This is a genomic window from Rhodovulum sp. P5, from assembly GCF_002079305.1.
Classification (GTDB): domain Bacteria; phylum Pseudomonadota; class Alphaproteobacteria; order Rhodobacterales; family Rhodobacteraceae; genus Rhodovulum.
In genome coordinates, this window is sequence record NZ_CP015039.1 from 3,628,345 (window position 1) to 3,651,394 (window position 23,050).

Annotated in this window: 18 protein-coding genes; 13 read left to right on the top strand and 5 right to left on the bottom strand. The window is 64.6% G+C overall.

From position 1 onward, the window contains the following. Positions 1–41: 41 nt before the first annotated feature. From RGUI_RS17220 to RGUI_RS17245, 6 genes are all read left to right on the top strand, one after another. Positions 42–1,034 (top strand): CheB methylesterase domain-containing protein, encoded by a 993-nt coding sequence (locus RGUI_RS17220; protein WP_081535217.1) that lies wholly within the window; start codon positions 42–44, stop codon positions 1,032–1,034. Continuing rightward, positions 1,031–1,600 carry a chemotaxis protein CheD gene (locus tag RGUI_RS17225; RefSeq protein WP_253798568.1) on the top strand — a complete coding sequence of 190 codons (570 nt, stop codon included), beginning with the start codon at positions 1,031–1,033 and terminating at the stop codon, positions 1,598–1,600. The genes RGUI_RS17220 and RGUI_RS17225 overlap by 4 nt, the downstream gene beginning before the upstream one ends. A 267-nt stretch (positions 1,601–1,867) precedes the next feature. Then, positions 1,868–3,292, top strand: a complete 1,425-nt coding sequence (locus RGUI_RS17230; RefSeq protein ID WP_081535219.1) for a circularly permuted type 2 ATP-grasp protein — start codon at positions 1,868–1,870, stop codon at positions 3,290–3,292. Between the two features lie 4 nt (positions 3,293–3,296). Continuing rightward, positions 3,297–4,238, top strand: coding sequence for an alpha-E domain-containing protein (locus RGUI_RS17235; RefSeq protein ID WP_081535221.1), 942 nt, complete (start codon positions 3,297–3,299; stop codon positions 4,236–4,238). A gap of 4 nt (positions 4,239–4,242) precedes the next feature. Further along, positions 4,243–5,040, top strand: coding sequence for a transglutaminase family protein (locus RGUI_RS17240; RefSeq protein WP_081536150.1), 798 nt, complete (start codon positions 4,243–4,245; stop codon positions 5,038–5,040). Between the two features lie 21 nt (positions 5,041–5,061). Beyond that, complete coding sequence (locus RGUI_RS17245) at positions 5,062–5,793, top strand: proteasome-type protease (RefSeq protein ID WP_081535223.1); 732 nt, start codon at positions 5,062–5,064, stop codon at positions 5,791–5,793. 21 nt (positions 5,794–5,814) lie between these two features. Here the strand turns inward: RGUI_RS17245 and RGUI_RS17250 are convergent, their stop codons facing one another. Then, positions 5,815–6,825, bottom strand: coding sequence for a GDP-mannose 4,6-dehydratase (locus RGUI_RS17250; protein ID WP_081535225.1), 1,011 nt, complete (start codon positions 6,823–6,825; stop codon positions 5,815–5,817). A gap of 317 nt (positions 6,826–7,142) precedes the next feature. Then, positions 7,143–7,457 carry an H-NS family nucleoid-associated regulatory protein gene (locus RGUI_RS17255; protein WP_081535227.1) on the bottom strand — a complete coding sequence of 105 codons (315 nt, stop codon included), beginning with the start codon at positions 7,455–7,457 and terminating at the stop codon, positions 7,143–7,145. 980 nt (positions 7,458–8,437) lie between these two features. Between RGUI_RS17255 and RGUI_RS17260 the strand changes: the two genes are divergently transcribed. Genes RGUI_RS17260 through RGUI_RS17280 form a run of 5 tightly spaced genes read left to right on the top strand, consistent with a single transcriptional unit; the run spans position 8,438 to position 14,882 of the window. Further along, positions 8,438–10,957, top strand: coding sequence for a DUF3141 domain-containing protein (locus RGUI_RS17260; protein ID WP_253798572.1), 2,520 nt, complete (start codon positions 8,438–8,440; stop codon positions 10,955–10,957). Next, complete coding sequence (locus tag RGUI_RS17265) at positions 10,954–12,363, top strand: bifunctional enoyl-CoA hydratase/phosphate acetyltransferase (RefSeq protein ID WP_081535229.1); 1,410 nt, start codon at positions 10,954–10,956, stop codon at positions 12,361–12,363. Before RGUI_RS17260 ends, RGUI_RS17265 begins: the two co-directional genes overlap by 4 nt. Positions 12,364–12,367: 4 nt before the next feature. Next, a complete protein-coding gene (locus RGUI_RS17270; RefSeq protein ID WP_081535231.1) occupies positions 12,368–13,576 on the top strand; it encodes an acetate/propionate family kinase in 1,209 nt (402 codons plus the stop codon). Beyond that, on the top strand, positions 13,573–14,226 hold the full coding sequence (locus tag RGUI_RS17275; RefSeq protein WP_081535233.1) for a 3-oxoacid CoA-transferase subunit A: 654 nt from the start codon (positions 13,573–13,575) through the stop codon (positions 14,224–14,226). Before RGUI_RS17270 ends, RGUI_RS17275 begins: the two co-directional genes overlap by 4 nt. Beyond that, positions 14,226–14,882: a 3-oxoacid CoA-transferase subunit B gene (locus RGUI_RS17280; RefSeq protein ID WP_081535235.1), complete on the top strand. Its 657-nt coding sequence runs from the start codon at positions 14,226–14,228 to the stop codon at positions 14,880–14,882. Before RGUI_RS17275 ends, RGUI_RS17280 begins: the two co-directional genes overlap by 1 nt. Before the next feature lie 158 nt (positions 14,883–15,040). Here RGUI_RS17280 and RGUI_RS17285 read toward each other — a convergent pair whose 3' ends face one another. Then, on the bottom strand, positions 15,041–17,755 hold the full coding sequence (locus tag RGUI_RS17285; protein WP_081535237.1) for a cation-transporting P-type ATPase: 2,715 nt from the start codon (positions 17,753–17,755) through the stop codon (positions 15,041–15,043). Between RGUI_RS17285 and ppsA the strand changes: the two genes are divergently transcribed. Together ppsA and RGUI_RS17295 are read left to right on the top strand one after the other, a co-directional pair. Next, positions 17,714–20,110 (top strand): phosphoenolpyruvate synthase, encoded by a 2,397-nt coding sequence (gene ppsA / locus RGUI_RS17290; protein WP_253798588.1) that lies wholly within the window; start codon positions 17,714–17,716, stop codon positions 20,108–20,110. The two genes, RGUI_RS17285 and ppsA, sit on opposite strands and share 42 nt — an antisense overlap. Positions 20,111–20,252: 142 nt before the next feature. Next, a complete protein-coding gene (locus RGUI_RS17295; RefSeq protein ID WP_081535241.1) occupies positions 20,253–20,696 on the top strand; it encodes an ion channel in 444 nt (147 codons plus the stop codon). Between the two features lie 32 nt (positions 20,697–20,728). On the opposite strand, the gene RGUI_RS17300 is transcribed toward RGUI_RS17295, so the two are convergent. Next, a complete protein-coding gene (locus RGUI_RS17300; RefSeq protein ID WP_081535243.1) occupies positions 20,729–21,364 on the bottom strand; it encodes an ATP-binding cassette domain-containing protein in 636 nt (211 codons plus the stop codon). Further along, the gene (locus RGUI_RS17305; protein WP_081535245.1) at positions 21,361–23,046 is read right to left on the bottom strand and encodes an ABC transporter permease; all 1,686 of its coding nucleotides are present in this window, start codon (positions 23,044–23,046) and stop codon (positions 21,361–21,363) included. The genes RGUI_RS17300 and RGUI_RS17305 overlap by 4 nt, the downstream gene beginning before the upstream one ends. Positions 23,047–23,050 lie beyond the last annotated feature (4 nt).

The following is a 23,050-nucleotide window of genomic DNA, read 5'->3' on the forward strand; positions in this document are numbered from 1 at the left end:
GGCAGCGCGCGACCGGAGTGCCAGAGAAGAAGAGGTTCCAGATGCGAGTGATGATCGCTGATCCGCAGGAAGAAGGCAGAAACCGGCTCGCGGCGGCCGTCGACTCCATGCGTGCCGTGTCGTTGGGACTGTGCGTCTCCAGCCTGACGGAGGTCTACCACGCCGCCGAAAGCCGGCCCCCGCAAGTGGTGATTGTCGCCGAAGAACTTGCGCGGCTGCCGGAATTCGAGGTGCTGCTGACCCTCTTCAAGGCCCTGAGCATCCGGTGTGTCGTGATTGCCGACAGCCATGCCAGCGTGCAGCGGCTGAGTTCGGCCATGACAGGCCCGGACGTGGCCATCACCCATCGTGGCGTCAGCGACGGGGAACTTCGGGAATCCCTGCTGCAGGTGCATCTGGGGCGCGGTGCAAAGCAGGCGCCGCAGGCGCACCCGAAGTCCGGGCTTTCGTTCCAGACCGGCAAGATCATCCTCATCGGCGCCTCGACCGGGGGCGTCGACGCCCTGATCAACGTGCTTGACTGCTTCCCGGTGAATTGTCCGCCGACGCTGATTGTCCAGCACACAAGCGGCACCTTCAGTTCCGGGCTTGCGCGGCTGCTTGACCGCAACACCGCAGCCCGGGTGGTCGAGGCCGAGGATCGCCAGATGCTGACCGCGGGGACTGTGCTGCTTGCCCCCGGTAAGGAGCATCATCTTGAGGTCGGGGCCGGCAAGGGGCTGCACTGCCGCCTGCGGGAAGGGCCCTTGCGCTCCGGGCATCGCCCGTCGGTCGATGCGCTGTTCGAGTCCGCCGTTTCGATCGCGCCGCGGGTCACCGCCGCGATCCTGACGGGCATGGGCCGTGACGGGGCGGAGGGCCTGCTCGCCCTCAGAAAGGCCGGGGCCCACACGATCGGGCAGAACAAGGCGACGTCCCTTGTCTACGGCATGCCGAGGGCGGCCTACGAATTGGGAGCGGTGGCAAGCCAGCTGCCCCTGGATGCGATCGGAGAAGCGATCTTGGATAATTGCAGTCGGCGGAGCGCAGCATGAGGGCAGAACAGAATATGCGGACCACCGCGCGCAGCGAGTGGGATACGGGGCGGATCGTGCCCGTCGTGCAGGGCGAATACCGGGTTTCGCGCGATGCCGATGTCATTCTGTCCACGGTCCTGGGGTCGTGCATTGCGGCATGTGTCTTCGACCCGGTTGCGAAACTTGGCGGCATGAACCATTTCCTGCTGCCCGGCGATGACGGCGAAGGCAAGACCGAGCTGAAATACGGCGCGATGTCCATGGAACTTCTGATCAACGAATTGCTGAAGGCCGGCGCGCGGCGGACCGAGATGAAGGTCAAGCTGTTCGGCGGGGCCCGGGTCAGTGCGGCATTCAAGGATATCGGCGAAAAGAACGTGATCTTTGCCCGCTCCTACCTCAAGCGGGAGGGGTTCGAGGTGGTGTCGGAGAGTCTGGGCGGCCAGCAGGCACGGCGCCTGCATTTCCGGCCCGCGACAGGGGCTGCCCGTCTTGTCCTGCTGCCGCCGACAGAGGCCCCGGCAGAGCGGACACCGCCGAGACCGCCCAAAGCGAAGCCCGATCTGGGGATCACGCTGTTCTGAGACAGCCGCCCCCCGGGTGCGAATGCGGTACGAAAGAATGCGCCGTCGCCGCAAGGCGGCGCGCGCGCATGGACGTATCGCGAACGCGCCGCAGGCCCGCTTTGCCGCACTCTGTCCGCATGAAATGCGCTTTCACCGCGTTTGGCCGCAACCGCGGGGGTGTGGCGTCCTGAAAGTGCCAGTTTTTTGGGCTTTCGTTTCGCAATTCCCACGGGCGAAAGCGCAATTCGGTTGCCGCGGGTCAAGCCGGCAAATAGCTTAACCACCATGAGCGAGACGGATATATTCGACGAGATGTGGGGCCGGGACGAGGCCTTGCGTCGGCCCTATGCGCGGTTTCAGAACTGGTTCGAGGGGGAAGACATTTCCCGTTTGCGCGCCAAGCAGCGCGAGGCCGAGGAAGTCTTTCGGCTGACGGGCATTACCTTCAACGTCTACGGCCGTGCCGAGGCCGAGGAACGCCTGATCCCGTTCGACATCATTCCGCGGATCATTTCGGGCCACGAATGGCAAAAGCTCTCCCGCGGGATCGAGCAGCGGGTGAGGGCGATCAACGCCTTCCTCTACGACATCTACCACCGCCAGGAAATCGTGAAGGCCGGCCGTATCCCGGCAGAGGCGATTTCCCGGAATGATGCCTTCCTGCCCGAGATGATCGGGGTCAAGCCGCCCGGGGGCGTCTATACCCATATCGTCGGTATCGATCTCGTGCGCACCGGTGACGACCAGTTCTATGTGCTTGAGGACAATGCCCGCACGCCCAGCGGCGTCAGCTACATGCTGGAAAACCGCGAAACGATGCTGCAGATGTTCCCCGAACTTTTTGCGCAGAACCGGGTGCAGCCGGTGCAGACCTATCCGGCCGACCTGCGCCGGTCGCTGGCCGCCTGTGCGCCGGGCGATGTCGAGGAAAAACCCACGGTCGCGGTGCTGACCCCGGGCATCTACAACTCCGCCTATTTCGAACATGCATTCCTTGCCGACCAGATGGGCGTGGAACTGGTCGAGGGGCATGACCTGCGCATTGTCGACGGCAAGGTCGCGATGCGCACGACCGAAGGCTATCGGCCCATCGATGTTCTCTACCGCCGGGTGGATGACGAATTCCTCGATCCGCTGAACTTCAATCCCGAAAGTGCGCTGGGCATTCCCGGTATCATGGATGTCTATCGCGCCGGCCGGATCACGATTGCCAATGCGCCGGGCACCGGTATTGCCGACGACAAGGCGATCTACAGCTACATGCCGGAGATCGTGGAATTCTACACCGGCGAGAAGGCGATCCTTGAAAACGTGCCGACATGGCGCTGTTCGGAACCCGACGCGCTGGCCTATGTTCTCGACAACCTCGAAGATCTGGTGGTGAAGGAGGTTCACGGCTCCGGCGGTTACGGCATGCTGATCGGGCCGACGGCGACCAAGAAGGATATCGCGGAGTTCCGCAAGAAGCTGACATCGCGGCCCGGAAACTATATCGCGCAGCCGACTCTGTCGCTCTCGACCGTGCCGATCTTCACGCGCAAAGGGCTGGCCCCCCGGCATGTCGATCTGCGCCCCTTCGTGCTGGTCAGCCCCGCCGGGATCAGGATCACGCCCGGCGGTCTGACCCGCGTGGCGCTGAAGAAAGGGTCGCTCGTGGTCAACTCCTCCCAAGGGGGCGGGACCAAGGATACCTGGGTGCTCGAGGACTGACGCGATGCTTGGCAAGACCGCAAATGGCCTCTTCTGGATGTACCGGTATCTGGAACGTGCCGAGAACTTTTCCCGCCTTGTCGAAACCGGCCAGCGCATTGCGCTGACGCGGCTCGATACGCCCGATGACGAATGGACATCGGTCCTGCAGACCACCGATGGCGAAAAGGCGTTCCGGGAACATTACGATACCGTGACCAAGGAAGCGGTGATCGACTGGATGCTTCGGTCGAAGGAAAACCCGTCCTCCGTGCTGTCCGCCATAGGATCGGCGCGAAAGAACGCCCGCATGGTGCGCACCGCGTTGACCCATGACGTTTGGGAGGCGGTAAACGGCAGTTACATGAAGATCACCGATGCCCTCTCCCGAAAGGTGAACGAGCGCGATCTTCCCGCGGTGATCGACCTGATCAAGGCGCGTACGGCCCTGGTGCGGGGCACGACGCAGGGCACGCTCTTGCGCAACGACATTTTCAATTTCGCCCGCATCGGCACCTATCTTGAACGCGCCGACAACATCGCGCGCATCCTGGACGTGAAGTATTACGTCTTGCTGCCCTCGGTGAATGCGGTCGGGTCTTCCATCGACAATGTCCAATGGGAAACGATCCTGAGCGCGGTTTCTGCACGCGGCGGATTCCGGATGGTTCATGGCGGACAGGCCACCGCGCGCGACGTGGCGGAATTCATGATCCTCGACCGCAAGATGCCGCGCAGCCTGAAATTCGCCGTCTCCAAGATCAACGACAATATGCAGTATCTTGCGGCGGACTATGGTGTGCGCCATGCCTCGCACGAGCTTCTGGACCGGTTGAACGAGCGGTTCATGGTCAACGATATCGACGCCATCGTTGATTCGGGGCTGCATGAATACCTGCAAAACCTCATGGCGGCGCTGGGCGAGTTGGGCCGGCAGATCGAGGTTGATTACAGGTTCTATGAGTGACGCGATGCGGCTGAAGATCACACATACCACGCGCTATATCTTTGATGACCCGGTCATCTACGGGCTTCAGCAACTGCGCAAGACGCCCAAGAACAGCCACCAGCAGACGGTTCTTTACTGGACCACGGTGGTCGAGGGCGGGCGCAAGGAAGTCACGTTCGAGGATCACCACAACAACACTGTGGACCTGATCAGTTTTGAGAAAGAAGTGACCGAACTGGTGGTTCAGTGCACCGGCGAGGTGCAACTTGAAGACACCAACGGTGTTGTCGGGCTGCATCGGGGGCCTGCACCGCTTTGGCTGTTCCGCCGCGCCACGAAGCGGACGAAGCCGGGCCAAGGGTGCCGTGGAATCGTGCGTTTGGTCGAGGGTGAGGGCGAACTTGACCGGTTGCACGCATTGTCGGGGATCATCCTTGAGAAGGTCCCCTACAAGGTCGGCGTGTCCCACGCGGGTTGGACCGCGGAAGAGGCCGTCGCGGAAGGGGCGGGCGTCTGTCAGGATCACGCGCATATCTTCGTTGCCTGCGCGCGCGAGATGGGGATCCCGGCACGCTATGTCTCCGGCTATCTGATGATGGATGGCCTGACACAGCAGGAGGCCTCCCATGCCTGGGCCGAGGCTTACGTCGAGGGGCTGGGCTGGGTCGGTTTCGATGTCTCGAACGAGATTTGTCCCGACGAGCGCTACGTGCGCGTTGCAACCGGGCTTGACTATGACGAGGCTGCCCCTGTACGCGGCTCCCGGCAGGGCGGAAGCGGCGAGGCCCTCTCGGTGCAGATCGAGGTTGCGCAGCAGTAGCGGCCCGGGGAGGGCGCGGGGATGACCTATTGTCTCGGTCTGATACTGGACCGCGGGCTGGTGATGATGTCGGACACCCGGACCAATGCGGGCGTCGATAACATTTCCACCTTTCGAAAGATGTTTACGTGGGAGGACCCGGGCGAGCGCGTTCTGGTCCTGATGACCGCGGGCAACCTGGCGACAACGCAGGCCGTTGTCAGCATCCTTGACGAACGCACCAAGGCCCATAATGAGCGTGATCCCTCGATCCTTGCGGTGCCCTCGATGTTTCAGGCGGCGCGGCTGGTGGCCGATACCCTGAAGGAAGTGATTTCCAATCACGCCGAGGAAGGGCAGCGCGCGGACAGCACCTTCAACGCCACGATGATCCTTGGCGGGCAGGTCAAGGGCGGGCCGCCCCGGCTGTTCCTGATCTATCCCGAGGGGAATTTCATCGAGGCGGGCGAGGATACGCCCTTCTTCCAGATCGGCGAGACGAAATACGGCAAGCCGATTTTGGTGCGGGCCTACGACTCGGGGATGAGTTTCGAGACGGCGGTCAAGGTCATGCTGGTCAGCTTTGACAGCACGGTGAAGGCAAACCTGTCCGTTGGCCTGCCCTTCGATCTGCAGACCTATGAAGCCGACAGTCTGACGCTGGGCAAGCGCATCCGGATCGGGGCGGATGACCCGTATTTCCAGACGATCTCCACCGGGTGGGGGGAGGAACTGAAGGCGGCGCTGGACAGCCTTCCCGACTTCACCTTCTGAACGGGCGCGCGACCGCCGGCGTCAGTGCCCGTAGTAGTCGCGGAACCAGGCCACGAAACGCGCCACGCCTTCACGGAAGTCGGTTTCCGGGCGATATCCGGTGAGCCGCTGCAAGAGCGTCGCATCGGCCCATGTGGCCGGCACGTCGCCCGGCTGCATTTCCATGTAGTTGCGGATGGCCGGATGGCCCAGTTCGCCTTCCAGCGCCTCGATGAAGTCCAGCAGCTTTACCTTGTCGGAATTGCCGATATTCACCACGCGGAAGGGCGCCACGGGGCTCAGGCTGTCGCCCTCGGGCACGATGCCGTCCGCGGGCCGTTCGGGGACGGCATCCATCAGCAGGCGGATCCCGCGCACCAGATCGGTGACATAGGTAAAGTCGCGCCACATCTCGCCGTGGTTATAGATATCGATCGGCTCCCCCTTGGCGATCCGCAGGGCGAACTTGATCGGCGCCATGTCCGGCCGTCCCCACGGCCCGTAGACGGTGAAGAACCGGAACATGGTCGTGGGAATGTCGTGCAGATGGGCATAGGCGTGCCCCATCGCCTCTGTCGCCTTCTTGGTGGCGGCGTAGATCGTCAGCGGCGTATCGGCCTTGTCGGTCTCGGTAAAGGGCATCTCGGTGTTGGCGCCGTAGACGGATGAGGTGGACGCCATCAGAAGATGCTTCACTGCATGGCGCCGCGCGGCTTCCATCACGTTGAACGTGCCGATGAGGTTGGCATCGACATAGGCCCGCGGGTTTTCCAGCGAATAGCGCACGCCCGCCTGTGCGGCGAGGTGAACGATCATGTCCGGTTCGAACGTATCGATGGCACGGGAAAGTGCGTCATCGTCTTCCAGCATCGCCTCGGTCGACGCGTAGTGTTCGTGCTGCAGCAGGTTCGTTTCGCGACGGCGCTTCAACGTGATGTCGTAGTAGTCGGTAAAGCCGTCGAACCCGTGGACGGAAAACCCCTCCGACAGCAGAAGCTCCGCAAGATGGTAGCCGATGAAGCCGGCGGTGCCGGTGATGAACACACGCGTCATTGGGCGCCTTTCGTGGATACTGCCGCAGTCTTGCCGGTTTTTATCGCTCTGACTGCGGAGAGGAAAGCAAAACCGCCATGACAACCGTGCAGGCCGTGCCGACTGAAGCGGGATGCTGAGAAAGGGTATTGCGGCTTATGGTTGTGATTGGGCCCGCGCTTTGAATTTCAAGTTTCCGTGAGCGGGTATTCGGTATTCGCTGGCAATCACGTAATGCGTGCAAGGTTTCCGATCAAACATAAAACGGCCGGCACAAGGCCGACCGTTTACGAATTTTAACAAATGCGATGCGCGGTGGAAACGCGTGCCGCCGAAAGTCAGGAAATGAGGAAGTCTTCCAGTTCCGCACCCTGGGCCAAAGCGGCTTCCAGCCATCGCGGGCGACGGCCGCGGCCGCTCCACGTTTCTGCGTGGTTTTCGGGGTTGCGGTACTTCGCCGACGGTTTTGCCCTGCGCGCTTTTTTGCCGACGACGTCGTCCAGAGAGGCGAAACCCAGCTCTTTGGCCTTTTCTTCAAGCACCTCACGTGCCTTGGCCTTTTCGCGGTCGTGGTAAGAGTTGATCGCCGCCTCGACGTCCTTTTTCAACTGTTTGAGCTCGCTGAGCCCCAGCGTTTCTATGTCCTTGGCCATTCTTGTTCCTGCCGGAGTGGTGTTATCATTGCGTTCATATTGCATTAGCTGTTGTGGAACTCAAGGGGCCGCCGGAATTAAAGACATGATTGAGAGCTATTCTTTTGGTTAACATTCGGGAAGATATTCCTTAACCATGATTGGCGTGAGAACCCTTTTGCGACAAGGCCGTTGTGGCTACTCTATTTGTCAATCAAAGGCTTGGCTAAGCCCCCAACCTGGCATCGGCGGTTACTTGCCAGTTGGGGACTTCGGTTTGCGGCTGCGATGCTTCCAGTTGGGGCAAGCTTTGCGACTTGCCGGTCGTTTTGGGGTCCCTATCGCTTTTGGTACCCGTTTGAAACGCAATTACAGGGATGTTACCTGACCCGGCCTGGCGCATGGACAGTGCCCTTGTCTGTGCGCCTTTGTCCTGCATCTGCCAAGCCGGTTCTGGAAACGGGCTTCTCCACTTCGGTTCACGCGGCAAAGCCAAAGCGTCGGCTGCTGCCAGAACTCTCGCCGATCGCAGGGTTCGAAAGATGGGGCTGCCTTCCGGACCTGTCGGGAGGGGCGCGCATGACCGCCGGCGGATGGAATCTGCCATAGGGCACGCGGAGTGCCGCGCGGGCGAAAACTTGGCGGGACATGTGCGCGGGCGTAAAAATGCACGGTCCGGGTCCCCGCGGCCGGCCCGTGGCGCCGCGCGTTCGACAGGCCCTGAGCGCCGGGCCGGGCGCGCGGCGGGTGCCGTGACATTGTTACGCGGCTGTCATTGGACAAGACTACGCTGCAGGTGCAAAATGGGTGGTGTTGCCCAGCCCCGAGGAACGTTCAATGATGCCTTTCCAGAAAGGAAGCGGATCGCAGGCCGGACGACCGCAGAGCGCCCCATGGCGCCCCGCGGCGTGGCCCTGTTGGACGGGACGACTGTTTCTCGTGGGCCGTCGGGCCCGGTCGAAATTCGTGTTGCGACGCAAACCACCAGACGGAGATGCCCAATGAACGCCCCCGCGGAAAAAGAAGTGGCGAGCCGCTCCGCAAACATGCTCAACGACATGATGGTTGCGTCCGGCGACCGTGTGCAGGACCGGCTGGCGATGCTGGGGGCACAGGCCACGGGGCTTCTGGACAATGCCGCCATTCTGACCGAGGTTGCGACGCGGCACGGCCAGCATATCTCCAGCAGTCATATCGAACGCCTGAACGAGATGTTCGAGCAGGTGGGCCGCCTGCTGCAAGTCGCGCGGGAAACCGGCAAGGACATGTCGCCCGCCGCCATGGCCTCCGCGTATCGGGAATATCTGCGCGATGCGGGCGAACGCTGGGTCCTTTTCGCGGATGTGTTAAGGGAGCGCGGCGACATCTTTCGTGCCCATCAGGCCGCCGGATGCCCGCCGGTCCTGATCTATGACTATGAGGTCATCCTGGACGGTGCCGATATGGCGCGCCCCTGCAACTACCAACTCCTGCGTATCCTCCCGCCCGAGGGCTGCGAGGTGCATGATTTCAAGCGTCCCTATGTCATCATCGACCCGCGCGCCGGTCATGGCGCGGGGATCGGGGGCTTCAAGGCCGACAGCCAGGTCGGCGTCGCGCTGCGGGATGGGCACCCGGTTTATTTCGTGGCCTTCAAGCGCGACCCCGAACCGGGCCAGACACTGGCCGATGTTGCCCATGCGGAGGCAGAGTTCGTGCGCGAGGTCGGACGACGCCACCCCAAGGGCGCACGGCCGGTGGTCATGGGCAACTGTCAGGGGGGCTGGGCGACATTGCTGCTGGCCGCGTCCAACCCCGATCTGACGGGGCCGATCGTGCTGAACGGGGCGCCGGTCGCGACATGGTCGGGCCAGATCGCCAAGCACCCGATGCGCTATACCGGCGGCCTGCACGGTGGGGCGTGGCAGCCGATGTTCTGGTCCGACCTCGGGGGCGGTGTGTTCGACGGCGCAAATCTCGTGATGAATTTCGAGATGCTGAACCCCGGCCGGACCTATTTCCGGAAGTTTTACGACGTCTTTTCCGCCGTCGACGATCCCAAGGCCCGGGCGCGTTTCCTTGAGTTCGAACGCTGGTGGGGCGGCTTCTTCATGTTGAACGAGGCCGAGATCCGCTGGGTGGTCGAGCAGCTCTTCATCGGCAACCGCCTGACGAAGAACACCGCGATGCTGGAACCCGGCCGGCTGGTCGATATCAAGCAGATCGCGGCCCCGATCATCGTCTTCACCAGCCACGGCGACAATATCACCCCGCCGCAGCAGGCGCTGAACTGGATCCTCGACGCCTATGCCAGCGTGGAAGAGATCAAGATACGCGGACAGCGCATCGTCTATATGGTGCATGAAGAGGTCGGGCATCTGGGCATCTTCGTGTCCTCCCAGATCGCCAAGAAGGAACATACAGAGGTGTCTTCAACCCTGAAGACCATCGAGGCGCTGGGGCCGGGCCTATACGAGATGAAGATCGACGCGACCGAGGGGCGGGGGCAGGACCGCACGTTCCTGGTCTCCTTCGCGGCCCGCCGGTTCGCCGATCTTGAAAAGCTGGCCGGCCCCCGGACGGAGGAAGGGGCCTTTGCGGCGGTGTCCCGGATGAGCCGGATCCAGACAGAGGCCTATGATACATTTGTTCGGCCGGTCATCCGAAGCGCCGTCAGCCCGCAAACAGCGAGTGCCGTGCGCGACATGCACCCGCTTCGCGTCCAGCGGCAGGTGTTCTCGTCGCTCAACCCGTGGTTTGCCCCGTGGGCGACGGCTGCGGAAAAGGTTCGCCAAAACCGTAACCGCGCGGCGATCGACAACCCGTTTCTGTGGATGGAGCGCTTTGGCGCAGACCTGACGCAGCAATGGCTGGATCTCACGCGCGACATGCGGAACGCGGCGGCCGAGATGTCATTTTACGCGATGTGGAACAACCCCTGGGCACGGGCTTTCGGGGCGCCCGATGCGGTGCGCCGCACGCGCAAGACGGTCGGGGAACTGCGCGCCCTGCCGCTGGTGCAGACGGTCCTGTCGCACAAGGCCCAGGGTGGTTTTATCGAGGCCGTGATCCGCATGCTGATCCTTCTGGCCGGCAGCCGCGGTGCGGTGCGCCGCGACCGGCTGGAACGTTCGGCCCGCGTTCTGAACCAGGACGAACCCTTCGCCTCGCTGACGATGGATGAACGCGCACGGATTTTGCACGAACAGTCCATTCTGGCGACCTATGACCCGGACGGCGCGATTGAGGCCTTGCCGATGCTTCTGCCGGACCCCGCCGAACGGGAACTGGCCATGGCGGTCGTGCAATACATCCCCGGCCCCCTGTCAGAGATGGCCGACCATACAAGGGAAACGCTGGATCGGTTCCGGGCGGTTCTGGACCTGCCCCCGGTCAGCGAGGACGTTCTGGAAGACCCGCTTGCACAACCGATGCCCGAGACAGCCGGAGAGGCCCCGGTCCCGGCCCCCGATGGGGATGCCCCGGCGGACGGCAAGGCGGGCACGGACAAGACGACATTTTCAGGGAAGGCTGCGGAATGAGAATTGAAGAGAACCGCGTGTTCGACGAGATCGCGGTTGGCGACACCGCCGAGGTCCGACGGATCTGCACCGAAGACGACTTTTATGTCTTTGCAACGGCGTCGGGGAACCATAACCCCATGCATCTGGCCCGCCATGATGGCGACGGGGACGGGCAGGAAGAGGCGGTGGCGCCCGCGCTTTGGGTCGGCTCGCTGATCTCTGCGGTGATTGGGAATATCCTGCCGGGGGCCGGTACGCTCTACCGGGCGCAGAATTTCAATTTTCACAAGCGCGCCCATGTCGGGGACGAACTGATCGCGCGGGTGACGGTGACAGAGAAACGGCCGCCCGATTGTCTTGTCATGGCGACCGAGGTCACGCGCAAATCCGACGACGCGGTGATCGTGAGCGGAGAGGCCCATGTGCAGACCCCGCGCCGCAAGATGGTTTTCGAGAACCTCGAAGTGCCGGGCCTTCTGGTCGAACGCCATCGCCATTTCGATGCGTTGATCGAACGCGCCGAACCGCTTGCGCCCCTGCCGACCGCGGTGGTTGCACCCGAAGAACCGAAATCGCTGGGCGGTGCGCTTCTGGGCGGACAGCACACGATCATCTCGCCGATCCTCGTGGGCGATACCGCCAAGATCGTCGCGGCGGCGAAAGAGATCGGCGCCTCTCTCGACGGGGTGGAGATCATCGAGGAACCCGACCATCTGAAGGCCGCCAATATTGCCGTCGACCTGGTGGCGTCGGGGCGCGCCCTGGCCCTGATGAAGGGGCATCTGCACACCGATCTGCTGTTGAAGGCTGCGCTGCGCAAGGACAACGGCCTGCGCGCTGGCCGCCGCTTTACCCATGTCTTCGTGATGGACGTGCCCGGCGTGCCGCATCCGCTGTTGGTGACCGACGCGGCGATCAACATCGCCCCCGACCTGCGCACCAAGATGGACATCTGCCAGAATGCCATCGACCTTGCCCGCTCCATCGGGATCGACGATCCCAAGGTGGGTGTTCTGTCGGCGGTCGAGACTGTGAACCCCGATATTCCGTCGTCGCTTGACGCGGCACTTCTGTCGAAGATGGCCGAACGCGGCCAGATCACGGGCGGGCAGGTGGACGGCCCGCTGGCGATGGACAACGCCGTTGATCTTGGCGCCGCGCGGACCAAGGGCATCAAGAGCCAGGTCGCCGGCCGGGCCGAGGTGCTGGTCGTGCCGAACCTCGACGCGGGCAACATGCTGGCCAAGCAGCTTGCCTATATCAGTCATGCCGAGGGCGCGGGCGTGGTGATGGGGGCGAAGGTGCCGATCATCCTCAACTCCCGCTCGGACGATGACAAGGCGCGGCTGGCCTCTTGCGCGGTTGCGGCGCTTCATAACGCGCGGATCACCGGGCAACTGCCGGTCAGTCAGGCGGCGGAGTAGGTCAATGGCCCATGTGCTGACGTTGAACGCGGGGTCGTCCTCGCTGAAATTCGGTTTTTTCAAGCTCGGGGACGCGACGGAGGATCCGGAGGCCCGCATTGTCGGGTTGATGGAGCGTATCGGTCCCGGCGAGCGCGCCCATATCAAGGCCAAGCGGCAGGACGGCCATGTCCTGATCGATCAGGAATATGGTCGTAACCATGTTGCCGACCACAGCGCGGCGCTGTCCCGGATCGTGGAGTTTCTGAGAGAACAGCGGCCCGAGATGCGGCTGGCTGCCGTCGGGCACCGGGTGGTCCATGGTGGGCCCGACTTCGACGCGCCGACGGAACTGACCCCGGCGGTGATGGAGCGTCTGGCCCAGTTCGAACCGCTCGCCCCCCTGCACCAGCCGCCGAACCTGTCCGGCGTTCGCGCCGCGCTGGAGCTTTTCCCGGATGCGGGTCAGGTGGCCTGTTTCGACACCGCCTTCCATCGTCACCACCCTTGGGTCAACGACACCTTCGCGCTGCCGCGAAAGTTCTACGATCAGGGTGTGCGCCGCTACGGTTTTCACGGGCTCAGCTATCAGTACATCGCCGAGACGCTGAAGGAGATCGCGCCTCACTTGCATATGGGCCGGACCATCGTTGCGCATCTGGGCAACGGGGCGTCGATGTGCGGGCTGATGGGCGGGCGCTCGGTCGCCTCGACCATGGGGTTCACGGCGCTTGACGGGCTGCCGATGGGTACCCGCTGCGGGCAGCTTGATCCCGGCGTGATCCTCTACATGCTGCAGAACGAGGGGATGAGCCCCGCGGAAATCGAGGATGTGCTTTATCGTCAGTCGGGCCTTGTGGGCCTGTCGGGGCTGTCGAACGACATGCGCACGCTGGAGGCCGCGGGTACCGAAGAAACCCGGCAGGCCATCGACTATTTCGTCTTCCGCATCCGGCGCGAACTCGGCGGTCTTGCCGCCGTGCTGGGCGGGGTCAGCACGCTGATTTTCTGCGGCGGCATTGGCGAGAATTCGGCGCATATCCGCGAAAAGGTCTGCGAAGGCATGGGCTGGCTGGGGCTTGAGATCGACGAGGGCCGCAACCTGCGGGGAGAGCGGATGATCTCCACCGATTTCAGCCGGGTGCGCGTGCTGATCATTCCGACGAACGAGGAAATCGTGATCGCGCGGGCGGCGCGCGATCTGGTGGAAAGCAAGCAGGGGACAGTGGCTTGAAGAGTGCAATCAAACCCGAAGAAGCGGCCGAGATGATCCCGGACGGGTCGGTGCTTCTGATCGGCGGTTTCATGGGGGTGGGCTCGCCCCACCGTCTGATCGACGCCATCGTGGCGCGCGGCGTAAAGGACCTGACGCTGGTCGGCAACGATCTGTGCCGCCCGGGGCAGGGCATGGGCAAGATCGTGGACGCGAAACTCGCAAGCCATGCCATCGTCAGCCATATCGGCCTGAACCCCGAGGCGCAGCGCCAGATGATCGCGGGCGAGATGCAGATCGAACTGGTCCCGCAAGGGACGCTGGTCGAACGCATCCGTGCCGCCGGCGTGGGCCTTGGCGGCGTGCTGACGCCGACGGGGGTCGGAACACTTGTGGAAGAAGGCAAGCAGGTCATCGAGATCGACGGCCGGAAGTTCCTGCTTGAAAAACCGATCCGCGGTGATTTCGCGCTGATCGATGCGCGTCAGTGCGATTATGTCGGCAATCTGGAATACACGCTGACCGCCCACAACTTCAATCCGGTCATGGCGCTGGCGGCCGACACGGTGATCGCCGAGCCGCATCACATCATGCCCGTGGGCGTGATCTCGCCCGACGCGGTCAAGACGCCGGGTGTACTGGTCGACCATATCCTGGAAAGGGCCCACTGATGGACGCCAAGGAAATCATTGCCCGCCGGGTGGCGCAGGAAGTGCGCGAGGGGATGCTGGTCAATCTCGGCATCGGTCTGCCGTCCATGGTCGCCAATTTCGTGCCGAATGACCTGCACGTGTTCTTTCAGGCGGAAAACGGTGTCATCGGTCTTGGCGCCCGTCCGCCCGAGGGGATGGAGGATCGTGACCTGACCGATGCGGGCGGCGGTTTCGTCACCGCGGTGCCCGGTGCGGCGTCGATCGACAGCGCGATGAGCTTTGGCCTGATCCGCGGCGGCCATCTGGACATGACCGTTCTGGGCGGGCTTCAGGTGGACGAAAAGGGGCATCTGGCCAACTGGATGGTGCCGGGCAAGATGGTTCCGGGGATGGGCGGCGCGATGGACCTTGTGACCGGGGCCAAGCGGGTCATCGTCGCCATGGTGCACACCCAGAAGGGCAAGCCCAAGATCGTGCCGGAATGTACGCTGCCGTTGACCTCTGACCGCCGGATCAGCCTGATCGTGACCGAGATGGCAGTCATCGAACCGACGGAAGAGGGGTTGGTGCTGCGCGAAACCGGCGAAGGCGTCAGTGTCGAGGATGTGGTCGCGGCAACAGAGGCCAAGCTGATCGTGCCGGACGACGTAAAGGCCATGGCGCTGGCCAGTTGACGCAGAACGGCAATCGCCCAGCATGACACCGGCCCCGGGCACTGCGCCGGGGCCTTTTTCTCAGTGTCCAGTCGTGCTGGCGGCTTGCGCTGCACATCGCCCGTCGCGAGGGCCAAGCAAGGTCATATGTCATCGACGCACCGGCTGAGACAGACCTGTTACTTGCCCCGCTGCCACAAGGGCACCGCCTTGGCCAGTTCCGGTACCAGCACCAGCGGCAGCGCCAGGAGCCCGATCAGCGCCCATTCGCCCCAGCCCAATGCTTGGGTCTGCAACAAGACCTGCAAGGGCGGCCAGTAGATTGCGGCGACCTGCGCCCCCAGCGTGAGGGTCAGCGCCGCGATCAGCAGCGGGTTGGAGAACCACCCGATCCGGGTGCAGGGCAGGTGCAGCGACCGGAACGCGAAGACCGAGACCTTCTCGAACACGATCATCGCGGTGAACGCGGCGCTGCGCGCCAGCCCCTCGCCCATCGGCAGCAGGCTGTAGAAGACCCAAAGGCTCGCCGCGCCGGTATAGGTTCCGAAGGCGAGGATCGTCAGGAATCCGCCGCGCCCGAGGATCGGCTGCGCCTTGGGCCGGGGCGGGCGGTCCATCTGGCCGGGGGTGGATTTCTCCAGCCCCAGCGCCACGGCGGTCATCCCGTCGGTGACAAGGTTCATCCACAGGATCTGCGTGGCCAGAAAGATCAGCGGCCCGCCGAGGATCAGGTTGACGACCAGCGCAACCACCTCGCCCGCATTCGACGCTAGCAGGTACCGCACGAATTTGCGGATGTTCTCATACTGCCGCCGCCCCTCGCGGATCGCGCGCAGGATGGTGGCAAAGTTGTCGTCCAGAAGAACCAGGTCGGCCGCGTCGCGCGCCACATCCGTGCCCCGCTGGCCCATCGCGACGCCGATATCGGCCTTCTTCAGCGCCGGTGCGTCGTTCACTCCGTCGCCCGTCATCGCAACGATTTGGTCCTGCTGCTGCAGCGCGCTGACGATACGCAGTTTCTGCGCTGGTGCGGTGCGCGCGAACAGGACGTCCTCACGAAGTGCGGCCAGCAGTGCGTCGTCGTCCATCGCCGCCAACGCGTCGCCATGAATCACCCGGGTGACGCTCAGCCCGATCTGGCGGGCGATGGCCTGCGCCGTCAGCCCCGCATCGCCGGTGATCAGGACCACCCGGATTCCGGCCGATTTCGCCGCGCGGATCGCGGGTGCGACCTCTGGCCGGGGGGGATCGATCAGGCCCACGAAGCCGAGAAAGGCCAGCCCGCCCTCGTCATGGGGCAGGGTGTCATCGTCTTGCACCCGCCGCGCCAATGCGATCACGCGCAACCCGTCGCCCGCCATCGCCTCGTATTCCGTCTGCAACATGGCGCGCAGGGTGTCGGTCATCGGTAACGGGCCGCTGGCCCCCCAGACATGGCTGCATCGCTCCAGCACCGGTTCGGGGGCGCCCTTGCTGTGCAGCACATAGCCGTCGGGCGACCGGGCCAGCACGCTCATCCGCTTGCGTTCCGACGAAAACGGCAGTTCCGCGACGGCGGCGTCCCGCGACGGCAGGGGCGCCCAGCCCTTGCAGGCGAGCGTCACAAGCGCGCCCTCGGTCGGTTCGCCCACCAGTTGCCAGTCGTCGCCCGCCCGCGCCAGCCACGCATGGTTGCAGACCAGCGCGGTTTCCAGCAGGGCGGCAAGCCCGGGGTCGTCCGCCGCCCGCACCCGCAACCCATTGGCCGCGATATGCCCCGTCGGGTCATAGCCCGCGCCGGTCACCTCGTATCGTTGATCCGGCATTGCGATGCGGACGGCGGTCATCCGGTCCTCGGTCAGGGTGCCGGTCTTGTCGGTGCAGATGACCGACGCCGCGCCCAGCGTTTCCACCGCTTGCAACCGCCGGGCCAGTGCATGTTGCCGCACCATCGCCCCCGCGCCGAGCGCCAGCGTGATCGTGACAACCGCGGGCAGCCCTTCGGGCACGATGGCGACGGCCAACGACAGGGCGGTCATGAACATCTCGATCACCGGTTTGCCGGTGGCTACGCCAAGGGCGCCGATCAGGGCCGCCACGATCAGTGCGGCCAGCCCCATCTGCCGGGCCAGCCGCCCAAGCTGTTCCTGAAGATGGGTCTCCTTCCGGCCGACCGACCCGGTCAGGCTGGCAATCTGGCCGAATTCCGTCGCGCTGCCGGTTGCGGTGACCACCCCCTCCGCCCGCCCGGCGACGACCGTCGTGCCCATGAACAGGCTATCGCCGCGGCCCTTGACGACGGGGACGGATTCACCCGTCAGGGCGCTTTCGTCCGCCTTCAGTTGCACCGCAAGGGTGATGTCCATGTCCGCCGGGATCCGGTCCCCGGCCTCAAGGATGACCAGATCGCCGGGCACGACCTCTTCGGTGTCGATCAACTGCTCCTGCCCGTCGCGCAGGACGCGGGCGAAACTGGCCATCATCTGACCCAGCGCGGCTAGGGCGGTTTCCGCGCGCCATTCCTGCACGAAGCCCAGCACCCCGTTCAGAACGACGACCAGCGTGATCGCCAGCGCATCGATCCGTTCGCCCAGCGCCAGCGCGATCGCGGCGGCCACGATCAGGATCAGGACGAGGAACCCTGTGAACTGCCGCGCCAGGATCGCAAGCGGTGATACCTTTCGGGCGCGGGCCAGCCGGTTCGGCCCAAACCGCGCCAGACGCGCCCGGGCCTCTTTGCCTGTCAGTCCTGCGGTCGGGTTGGGATGCATCCGCCGTGCCTGTTCTTCCGAAGGAAGTCTAGGGCGTCTGCCCGACAGAACCTTGACACCGATCAACGTGACTCGGCGACAGGCTTGGCTAGGCTGGAGGCAATGAAAAACACGGTTCGGGAGGAGATGACCATGGGCACCCATGTGCAGTGGTTCGAGGATTTGCGCCGCGGGGACGTTGCAACCGTGGGGGGTAAGAACGCCTCTCTGGGTGAGATGGTCGCGACCCTTGGCGAACAGGGTATCAAGGTGCCCGGCGGCTTTGCCACCACGGCGGACGCCTTCCGCGCCTATATCGCCCACAACAACCTGAACGCGCGGATTGCCGACACGCTGTCCGCGCTGGATGCGCACCGGATCGACCTGCACGAGGCCGGGGCCACGATCCGCCGGATGATCCGCGAAGGCCATTGGCCCGATGACATCCTGGCCGAGATCAAGGCCGCCTATGCGGAGTTGTCGGCGCGCGCGGGGGTTCCCAACGTCTCTGCCGCCGTGCGGTCCTCAGCCACCGCTGAGGATTTGCCCGATGCCAGCTTCGCCGGTCAGCAGGAAACCTATCTGAATGTCGAGGGGGCGGAGGCGCTGCTTGGCGCGTGCCGGCGCTGCTATGCCTCGCTTTTCACCGACCGGGCGATCACCTACCGTCGGCTGAAGGGCTTCGACCATTCACAGGTTGCGTTGTCCGTGGGCGTGCAGCGGATGGTGCGGTCCGACACCGGCGGGTCGGGGGTGATGTTCTCGCTCGACACCGAAACCGGCTATCCCGACATGGTGCTGATCAACGCCGCATGGGGCCTTGGCGAAAACGTGGTTCAGGGCGCGGTCACGCCCGACGAATACCAGGTCTACAAACCCTTCCTCGACAAGCCCGGTCTGACGCCGATCCTTGAGAAATCGCTCGGGGCCAAGGAAAAGAAAATGATCTATGGCCGCGACGGCCATTCCACCCGGAACGTGCCGACATCGAAGCGCGAGCGCGCGCAGTTCGTCTTGTCGGATGCCGAGATCCTCGACCTCGCCCGCATGGCCGCGACCATCGAGAAGCATTACGGCCAACCGATGGACATGGAATGGGCCCGCGACGGCGAAACGGGAGAGTTGTTCATCGTGCAGGCCCGCCCCGAAACGGTGCAGTCGCGTGCGGATGCCGCGGGGTTCCGGACCTATACCATCGGGGACAAGGGCAACACGCTGCTGACGGGCCTGTCCGTCGGCGCGGCCATCGCCAGCGGCCCGGTTTGTGTCATCGAAAGCGCCAAGGACATCGACCGCTTCGTCGACGGTGCGATCCTCGTCACCTCGATCACCGATCCCGATTGGGTTCCGATCATGAAACGCGCCGCGGCCATCGTGACGGATCATGGTGGGCGTACCAGCCACGCGGCCATCGTCAGCCGGGAACTGGGCCTGCCCGCCATCGTCGGCACCGGCGACGCCACCCATATCCTGCATGACGAACAGGAGGTGACGGTGTCCTGCGCCGAGGGCGAAACCGGTTTCGTCTACGAAGGCATCTGCGACTTCACGGTGGAGGATATCGCCCTGTCCGACATGCCCGAGACGAAGACGCGGGTGATGCTGAACATGGCCAACCCCTCGGCCGCTGTGCGCTGGTGGCGGCTGCCGTCGGGCGGGGTGGGCCTTGCCCGGATGGAATTCGTGATCAACAACGCGATCAAGGCGCACCCCTTGGCCTTGCTGAACCCCGACCAGTTGGATGAGGACACGCGCGAAAAGATCGCCGCCCTCACCGCCGGTTTCGCGGATAACGAGGCGTTCTTCGTGGAAAAGCTCGCGATGGGTCTCAGCCGCATCGCCGCCCCGGTCTATCCCGAACCGGTCATCGTGCGGATGAGCGATTTCAAGACCAACGAATATGCCGATCTCCTTGGTGGACGGGGTTTCGAGCCGCATGAGGAAAACCCGATGATCGGCTTTCGGGGGGCCTCACGCTACTATTCGCCGGCCTATGCGCCCGGTTTCGCGCTGGAATGCCGGGCGATCAGGCGCCTGCGGGAGGAGATGGGCTTTGACAACGTCATCGTCATGATCCCGTTCTGCCGCACGCCGGAAGAGGCCGACCGCGTACTGGAGGTGATGGCCGCCAACGGGCTGCGCCGGGGGGAGAACGGCCTGCAGGTCTATGTGATGTGCGAGGTGCCCTCCAACGTCATACTGGCGGAAGACTTCGCCAAGCGGTTCGACGGTTTCTCCATCGGCTCCAACGACCTGACGCAGTTGACCCTCGGCGTCGACCGCGACTCCGGCGAACTGGCCGATCTCTTCGATGAACGCAATCCGGCGGTGCAATGGATGATCGAGTCCGTCATCACCCGGGCCCATGCGGTGGGTGCCAAGGTCGGCTTTTGCGGTCAGGCGCCATCGAACGATCCCGATTTCGCGCGGTTGCTGGTGGGCTACGGCATCGACACCATTTCGGTCACGCCCGACAGCTTCCTGTCGGTCAAGCGCAACGTGGCCGAGGCCGAAGGCTGAGCGGGACCGATGGAAAAGGGGGCGGCCGCGGATGCCGGACCGCCTCTGGCCGTCCCGGCTCCAAACCCCATTGTGCTGTGCTGGCCGCCCTTGTTAGGCGGAGACGGGGCGCAGCGCCCCAGAAAGACCGTATCTGCCCGTCATGCTGATCCAGATCGTCCTCGGTTCCATTCTCATCCTGCTCACGATCATCGTGTTCGCGCTGGGGTTCTGGTTTGCGGAAACCGCGATCACGCGGTTCAACCCCTGGCTCGTGCGCCGGCCGCATCCGCCCAAGCTGGTTCTGGTGCTTGTCGCTGCCGTGCTGGTGCTGCTGAGCGCGATGACGGCCTCGGTCTGGCTATGGGCCTATGCCTTTCTTCTGCTGGGGATCTTTCCCAGTTTGGAGCCCGCGGCCTATTTCGCGCTGGTGGCCTTCACCACGCTCGGCTTCGGCGACATCCTGTTGCCGATCGAATGGCGTATTCTCGGGGGCATGGCGGCAGCGAACGGGTTGTTGAACATCGGGCTTTATACTGCGCTTCTGGTCGAGGCGCTGCGCCGCGTCCGTTCTGAACAGGTCAGCGGCATCGTCGACGAACGATAATGCGCCGGGGGACCTGATCGCGCAAACAGGGATCATTCCAGCGTGAAGACCGGCCCGCCCGCAGCCTCGGCATCGGCGGGGTCATGGGTGACCAGCACGACCGGAAGGCGCCTTGTCCGCGCCCGCTCGAACACCATCTGGCGGATCTGGCCACGCAGCGCCGCGTCAAGGCGGGAGAACGGCTCATCCAGCAACAGCGCGCGGGGCTCGGCCAACAGCATCCGCATCAGCGCCACGCGTGCTTTCTGCCCGCCCGACAGTGTCGCGGGGTCGCGATCGGCGAACCCGTCCAGCCCGATATCGGCCAGCGCCGCGTCGACATGCGCCTGCCGGGTCTTCCGGCCACGGATGCTGCGGGGTAGGGCGAAGGCAAGGTTGCCGCCGACACTGAGATGGGGAAACAACAATTCGTCCTGAAACAGGATCCCGATGCGCCGCGCCTCGGGCGGCAGGTCGGTGATATCGCGCCCGTCCAGAGAGACCCGGCCCGACAGGGTGAACGCACGGGGCAGGGTGCCCATCAGTGCGGCCAGCAGGGTCGACTTGCCCGACCCCGACGGCCCCATCACGGTCAGCACTGCACCCCGCGGCACATGGGCGTCGATGGCGACAAGCGTCGTTCCCTGATGCGAAATCGACAGGTTTGCCAGCGTCAGCCCTTCGGTCATGCGCCCTGTACCCCCCGCCGGTTGCGCCACAGCCAGCGGGGAACGGCCAGCGCCACGGCAAAACCCAAAAGCGCCGCGCCTGCCTGCGCAAGTGCCGTCACCCCGATCACCCGCCGGTCGCCGCCCGAGGCCAACGCCACGGCCTCTGTCGTCAGGGTCTGGACCCGCCCGCCCCCGATCAGGAGCGTCGGCAGATACTGCCCGACCGAAACCGCCATCCCGACCGCGCCCGCCGTCAGCACCGGGGCCAGCAGCATCGGCAGGCGCACGCGCAGAAACACGGCGCCCGGCCGCGCGCCCAGTGCCGCGGCAACGACGCCATAGCGGGTGTCCCACGCCCGCCACGGGGCCAATAGCGACAGGAACACATAAGGCAACACGAAGACCAGATGCCCAAGGACCACCGCGCCGCGCCCCATGTCGACCCTCGCCACAAGGGCAAAGCTTTGCAGCCCCGGCAGGAAGGCCACCTGCGGGATCAGCAGCGGGAGATACAGCAACCACAGACTGCGGGCGCCCGGCACCAGCCCAAAGCGATGTTCGGCTTCAAGGCAGGCCAGGGTCAGCGCCAGCGCCAGGGCCGTTGCGGCGCCCGCGATCCAAAGCGTGTCAAGCGCCGGGCCGGCAAGGCTGCTGCCATGGCGGGCCCAAGCGCGCAAGGTCATGCTGTCGGGCAGGACATCGGGAAAAGCCCAGAAACCGGCGACGGACCAGACCGCAAGACCCGCCAGCCCGGCCAGGACGGCACTGGCCGAGCCTGTGGCAAGGCCAAGCCCGGCGACCCTAAACGCCCCGTCGCCGCTGCGCCGTGCTCCGCTTTCGGTCCAGCCCCGGCCAAGGCGGCCAAAAAAGACCTCCCCAAGCCGCCACAAACCGATGGCGCCCAGCACAAGTGCGAATTGCAGGATCGCCGCGGCGGCCGCCGGAAACCGCAGGGACAGGTCGGGGTCCGACATCCACCGGACCACCTGCACGGTCAGCGGCGGGGGGGTGGTCGGGCCAAGGATGATCGCCAAATCGACCACGGACATCGAATAGGCCAGCACCGCATAGACCGGCAGGCGGATTTGCCGGTAGACGGCGGGGAACACCGTCTTCATCCAGCCGGTCACCCGGCCATAGCCCAGCGCCCGCGCGATGGTCAGCCGATGGGCGGGCTGGCACTGGGGCAGGGCGGCGAGTGTCATCAGCAGCAGAAACGGTACCTCCTTCACGACCAGACCGGCGATCATCGACAGGCCCAGCGGGTCTTGCAGGATCAGCACATCGGGTGGGCGATCCCAACCCGTGGCCCAGGGTGACAGCGCCCGCACGATCCAGCCGGACGGCGCGATCAGGAAGGCCAGCCCAAAGGCCGCTGCGGCATGGGGCACGGACAGAAGCGGCGCCAGCATCCGCTCAAGCCAGTTCAGAACGCGTGTGCCCTGCCAGCCGGCGACAAACAGGATGACGACGGACAGGGACAGCACGGTTGCCGCCGCCCCGGTGAAGACGGACAGGCCCACGGCGCGGGGCAGGCCGGGCCAGTCCAGCAGGGTTCGGACCGGTGACAGGCTGACCCCCTCGCCACCCAGCGCTGGCAGATAGCCCAGCGCCGGGGCGATGGTTCCGGCCAGTCCCGCCAGAACCGGGCCCAGAAGCACCGCCAGCGTCAGCGCGGGGGCGGCGCGCAGCGGCTGCATCGTC

Bases quoted from the DNA above. Each gene is read 5' to 3' on its own strand.
- RGUI_RS17270 (WP_081535231.1), top strand. From the start codon at position 12,368: ATGGCCCATGTGCTGACGTTGAACGCGGGGTCGTCCTCGCTGAAATTC.
- ppsA (WP_253798588.1), top strand. From the start codon at position 17,714: ATGAAAAACACGGTTCGGGAGGAGATGACCATGGGCACCCATGTGCAG.
- RGUI_RS17280 (WP_081535235.1), top strand. From the start codon at position 14,226: ATGGACGCCAAGGAAATCATTGCCCGCCGGGTGGCGCAGGAAGTGCGC.
- RGUI_RS17260 (WP_253798572.1), top strand. From the start codon at position 8,438: ATGAACGCCCCCGCGGAAAAAGAAGTGGCGAGCCGCTCCGCAAACATG.
- RGUI_RS17305 (WP_081535245.1), bottom strand. From the start codon at position 23,046: ATGCAGCCGCTGCGCGCCGCCCCCGCGCTGACGCTGGCGGTGCTTCTG.
- RGUI_RS17220 (WP_081535217.1), top strand. From the start codon at position 42: ATGCGAGTGATGATCGCTGATCCGCAGGAAGAAGGCAGAAACCGGCTC.
- RGUI_RS17225 (WP_253798568.1), top strand. From the start codon at position 1,031: ATGAGGGCAGAACAGAATATGCGGACCACCGCGCGCAGCGAGTGGGAT.
- RGUI_RS17240 (WP_081536150.1), top strand. From the start codon at position 4,243: ATGCGGCTGAAGATCACACATACCACGCGCTATATCTTTGATGACCCG.
- RGUI_RS17265 (WP_081535229.1), top strand. From the start codon at position 10,954: ATGAGAATTGAAGAGAACCGCGTGTTCGACGAGATCGCGGTTGGCGAC.
- RGUI_RS17255 (WP_081535227.1), bottom strand. From the start codon at position 7,457: ATGGCCAAGGACATAGAAACGCTGGGGCTCAGCGAGCTCAAACAGTTG.
- RGUI_RS17295 (WP_081535241.1), top strand. From the start codon at position 20,253: ATGCTGATCCAGATCGTCCTCGGTTCCATTCTCATCCTGCTCACGATC.
- RGUI_RS17235 (WP_081535221.1), top strand. From the start codon at position 3,297: ATGCTTGGCAAGACCGCAAATGGCCTCTTCTGGATGTACCGGTATCTG.
- RGUI_RS17230 (WP_081535219.1), top strand. From the start codon at position 1,868: ATGAGCGAGACGGATATATTCGACGAGATGTGGGGCCGGGACGAGGCC.
- RGUI_RS17300 (WP_081535243.1), bottom strand. From the start codon at position 21,364: ATGACCGAAGGGCTGACGCTGGCAAACCTGTCGATTTCGCATCAGGGA.
- RGUI_RS17250 (WP_081535225.1), bottom strand. From the start codon at position 6,825: ATGACGCGTGTGTTCATCACCGGCACCGCCGGCTTCATCGGCTACCAT.
- RGUI_RS17285 (WP_081535237.1), bottom strand. From the start codon at position 17,755: ATGGGTGCCCATGGTCATCTCCTCCCGAACCGTGTTTTTCATTGCCTC.
- RGUI_RS17245 (WP_081535223.1), top strand. From the start codon at position 5,062: ATGACCTATTGTCTCGGTCTGATACTGGACCGCGGGCTGGTGATGATG.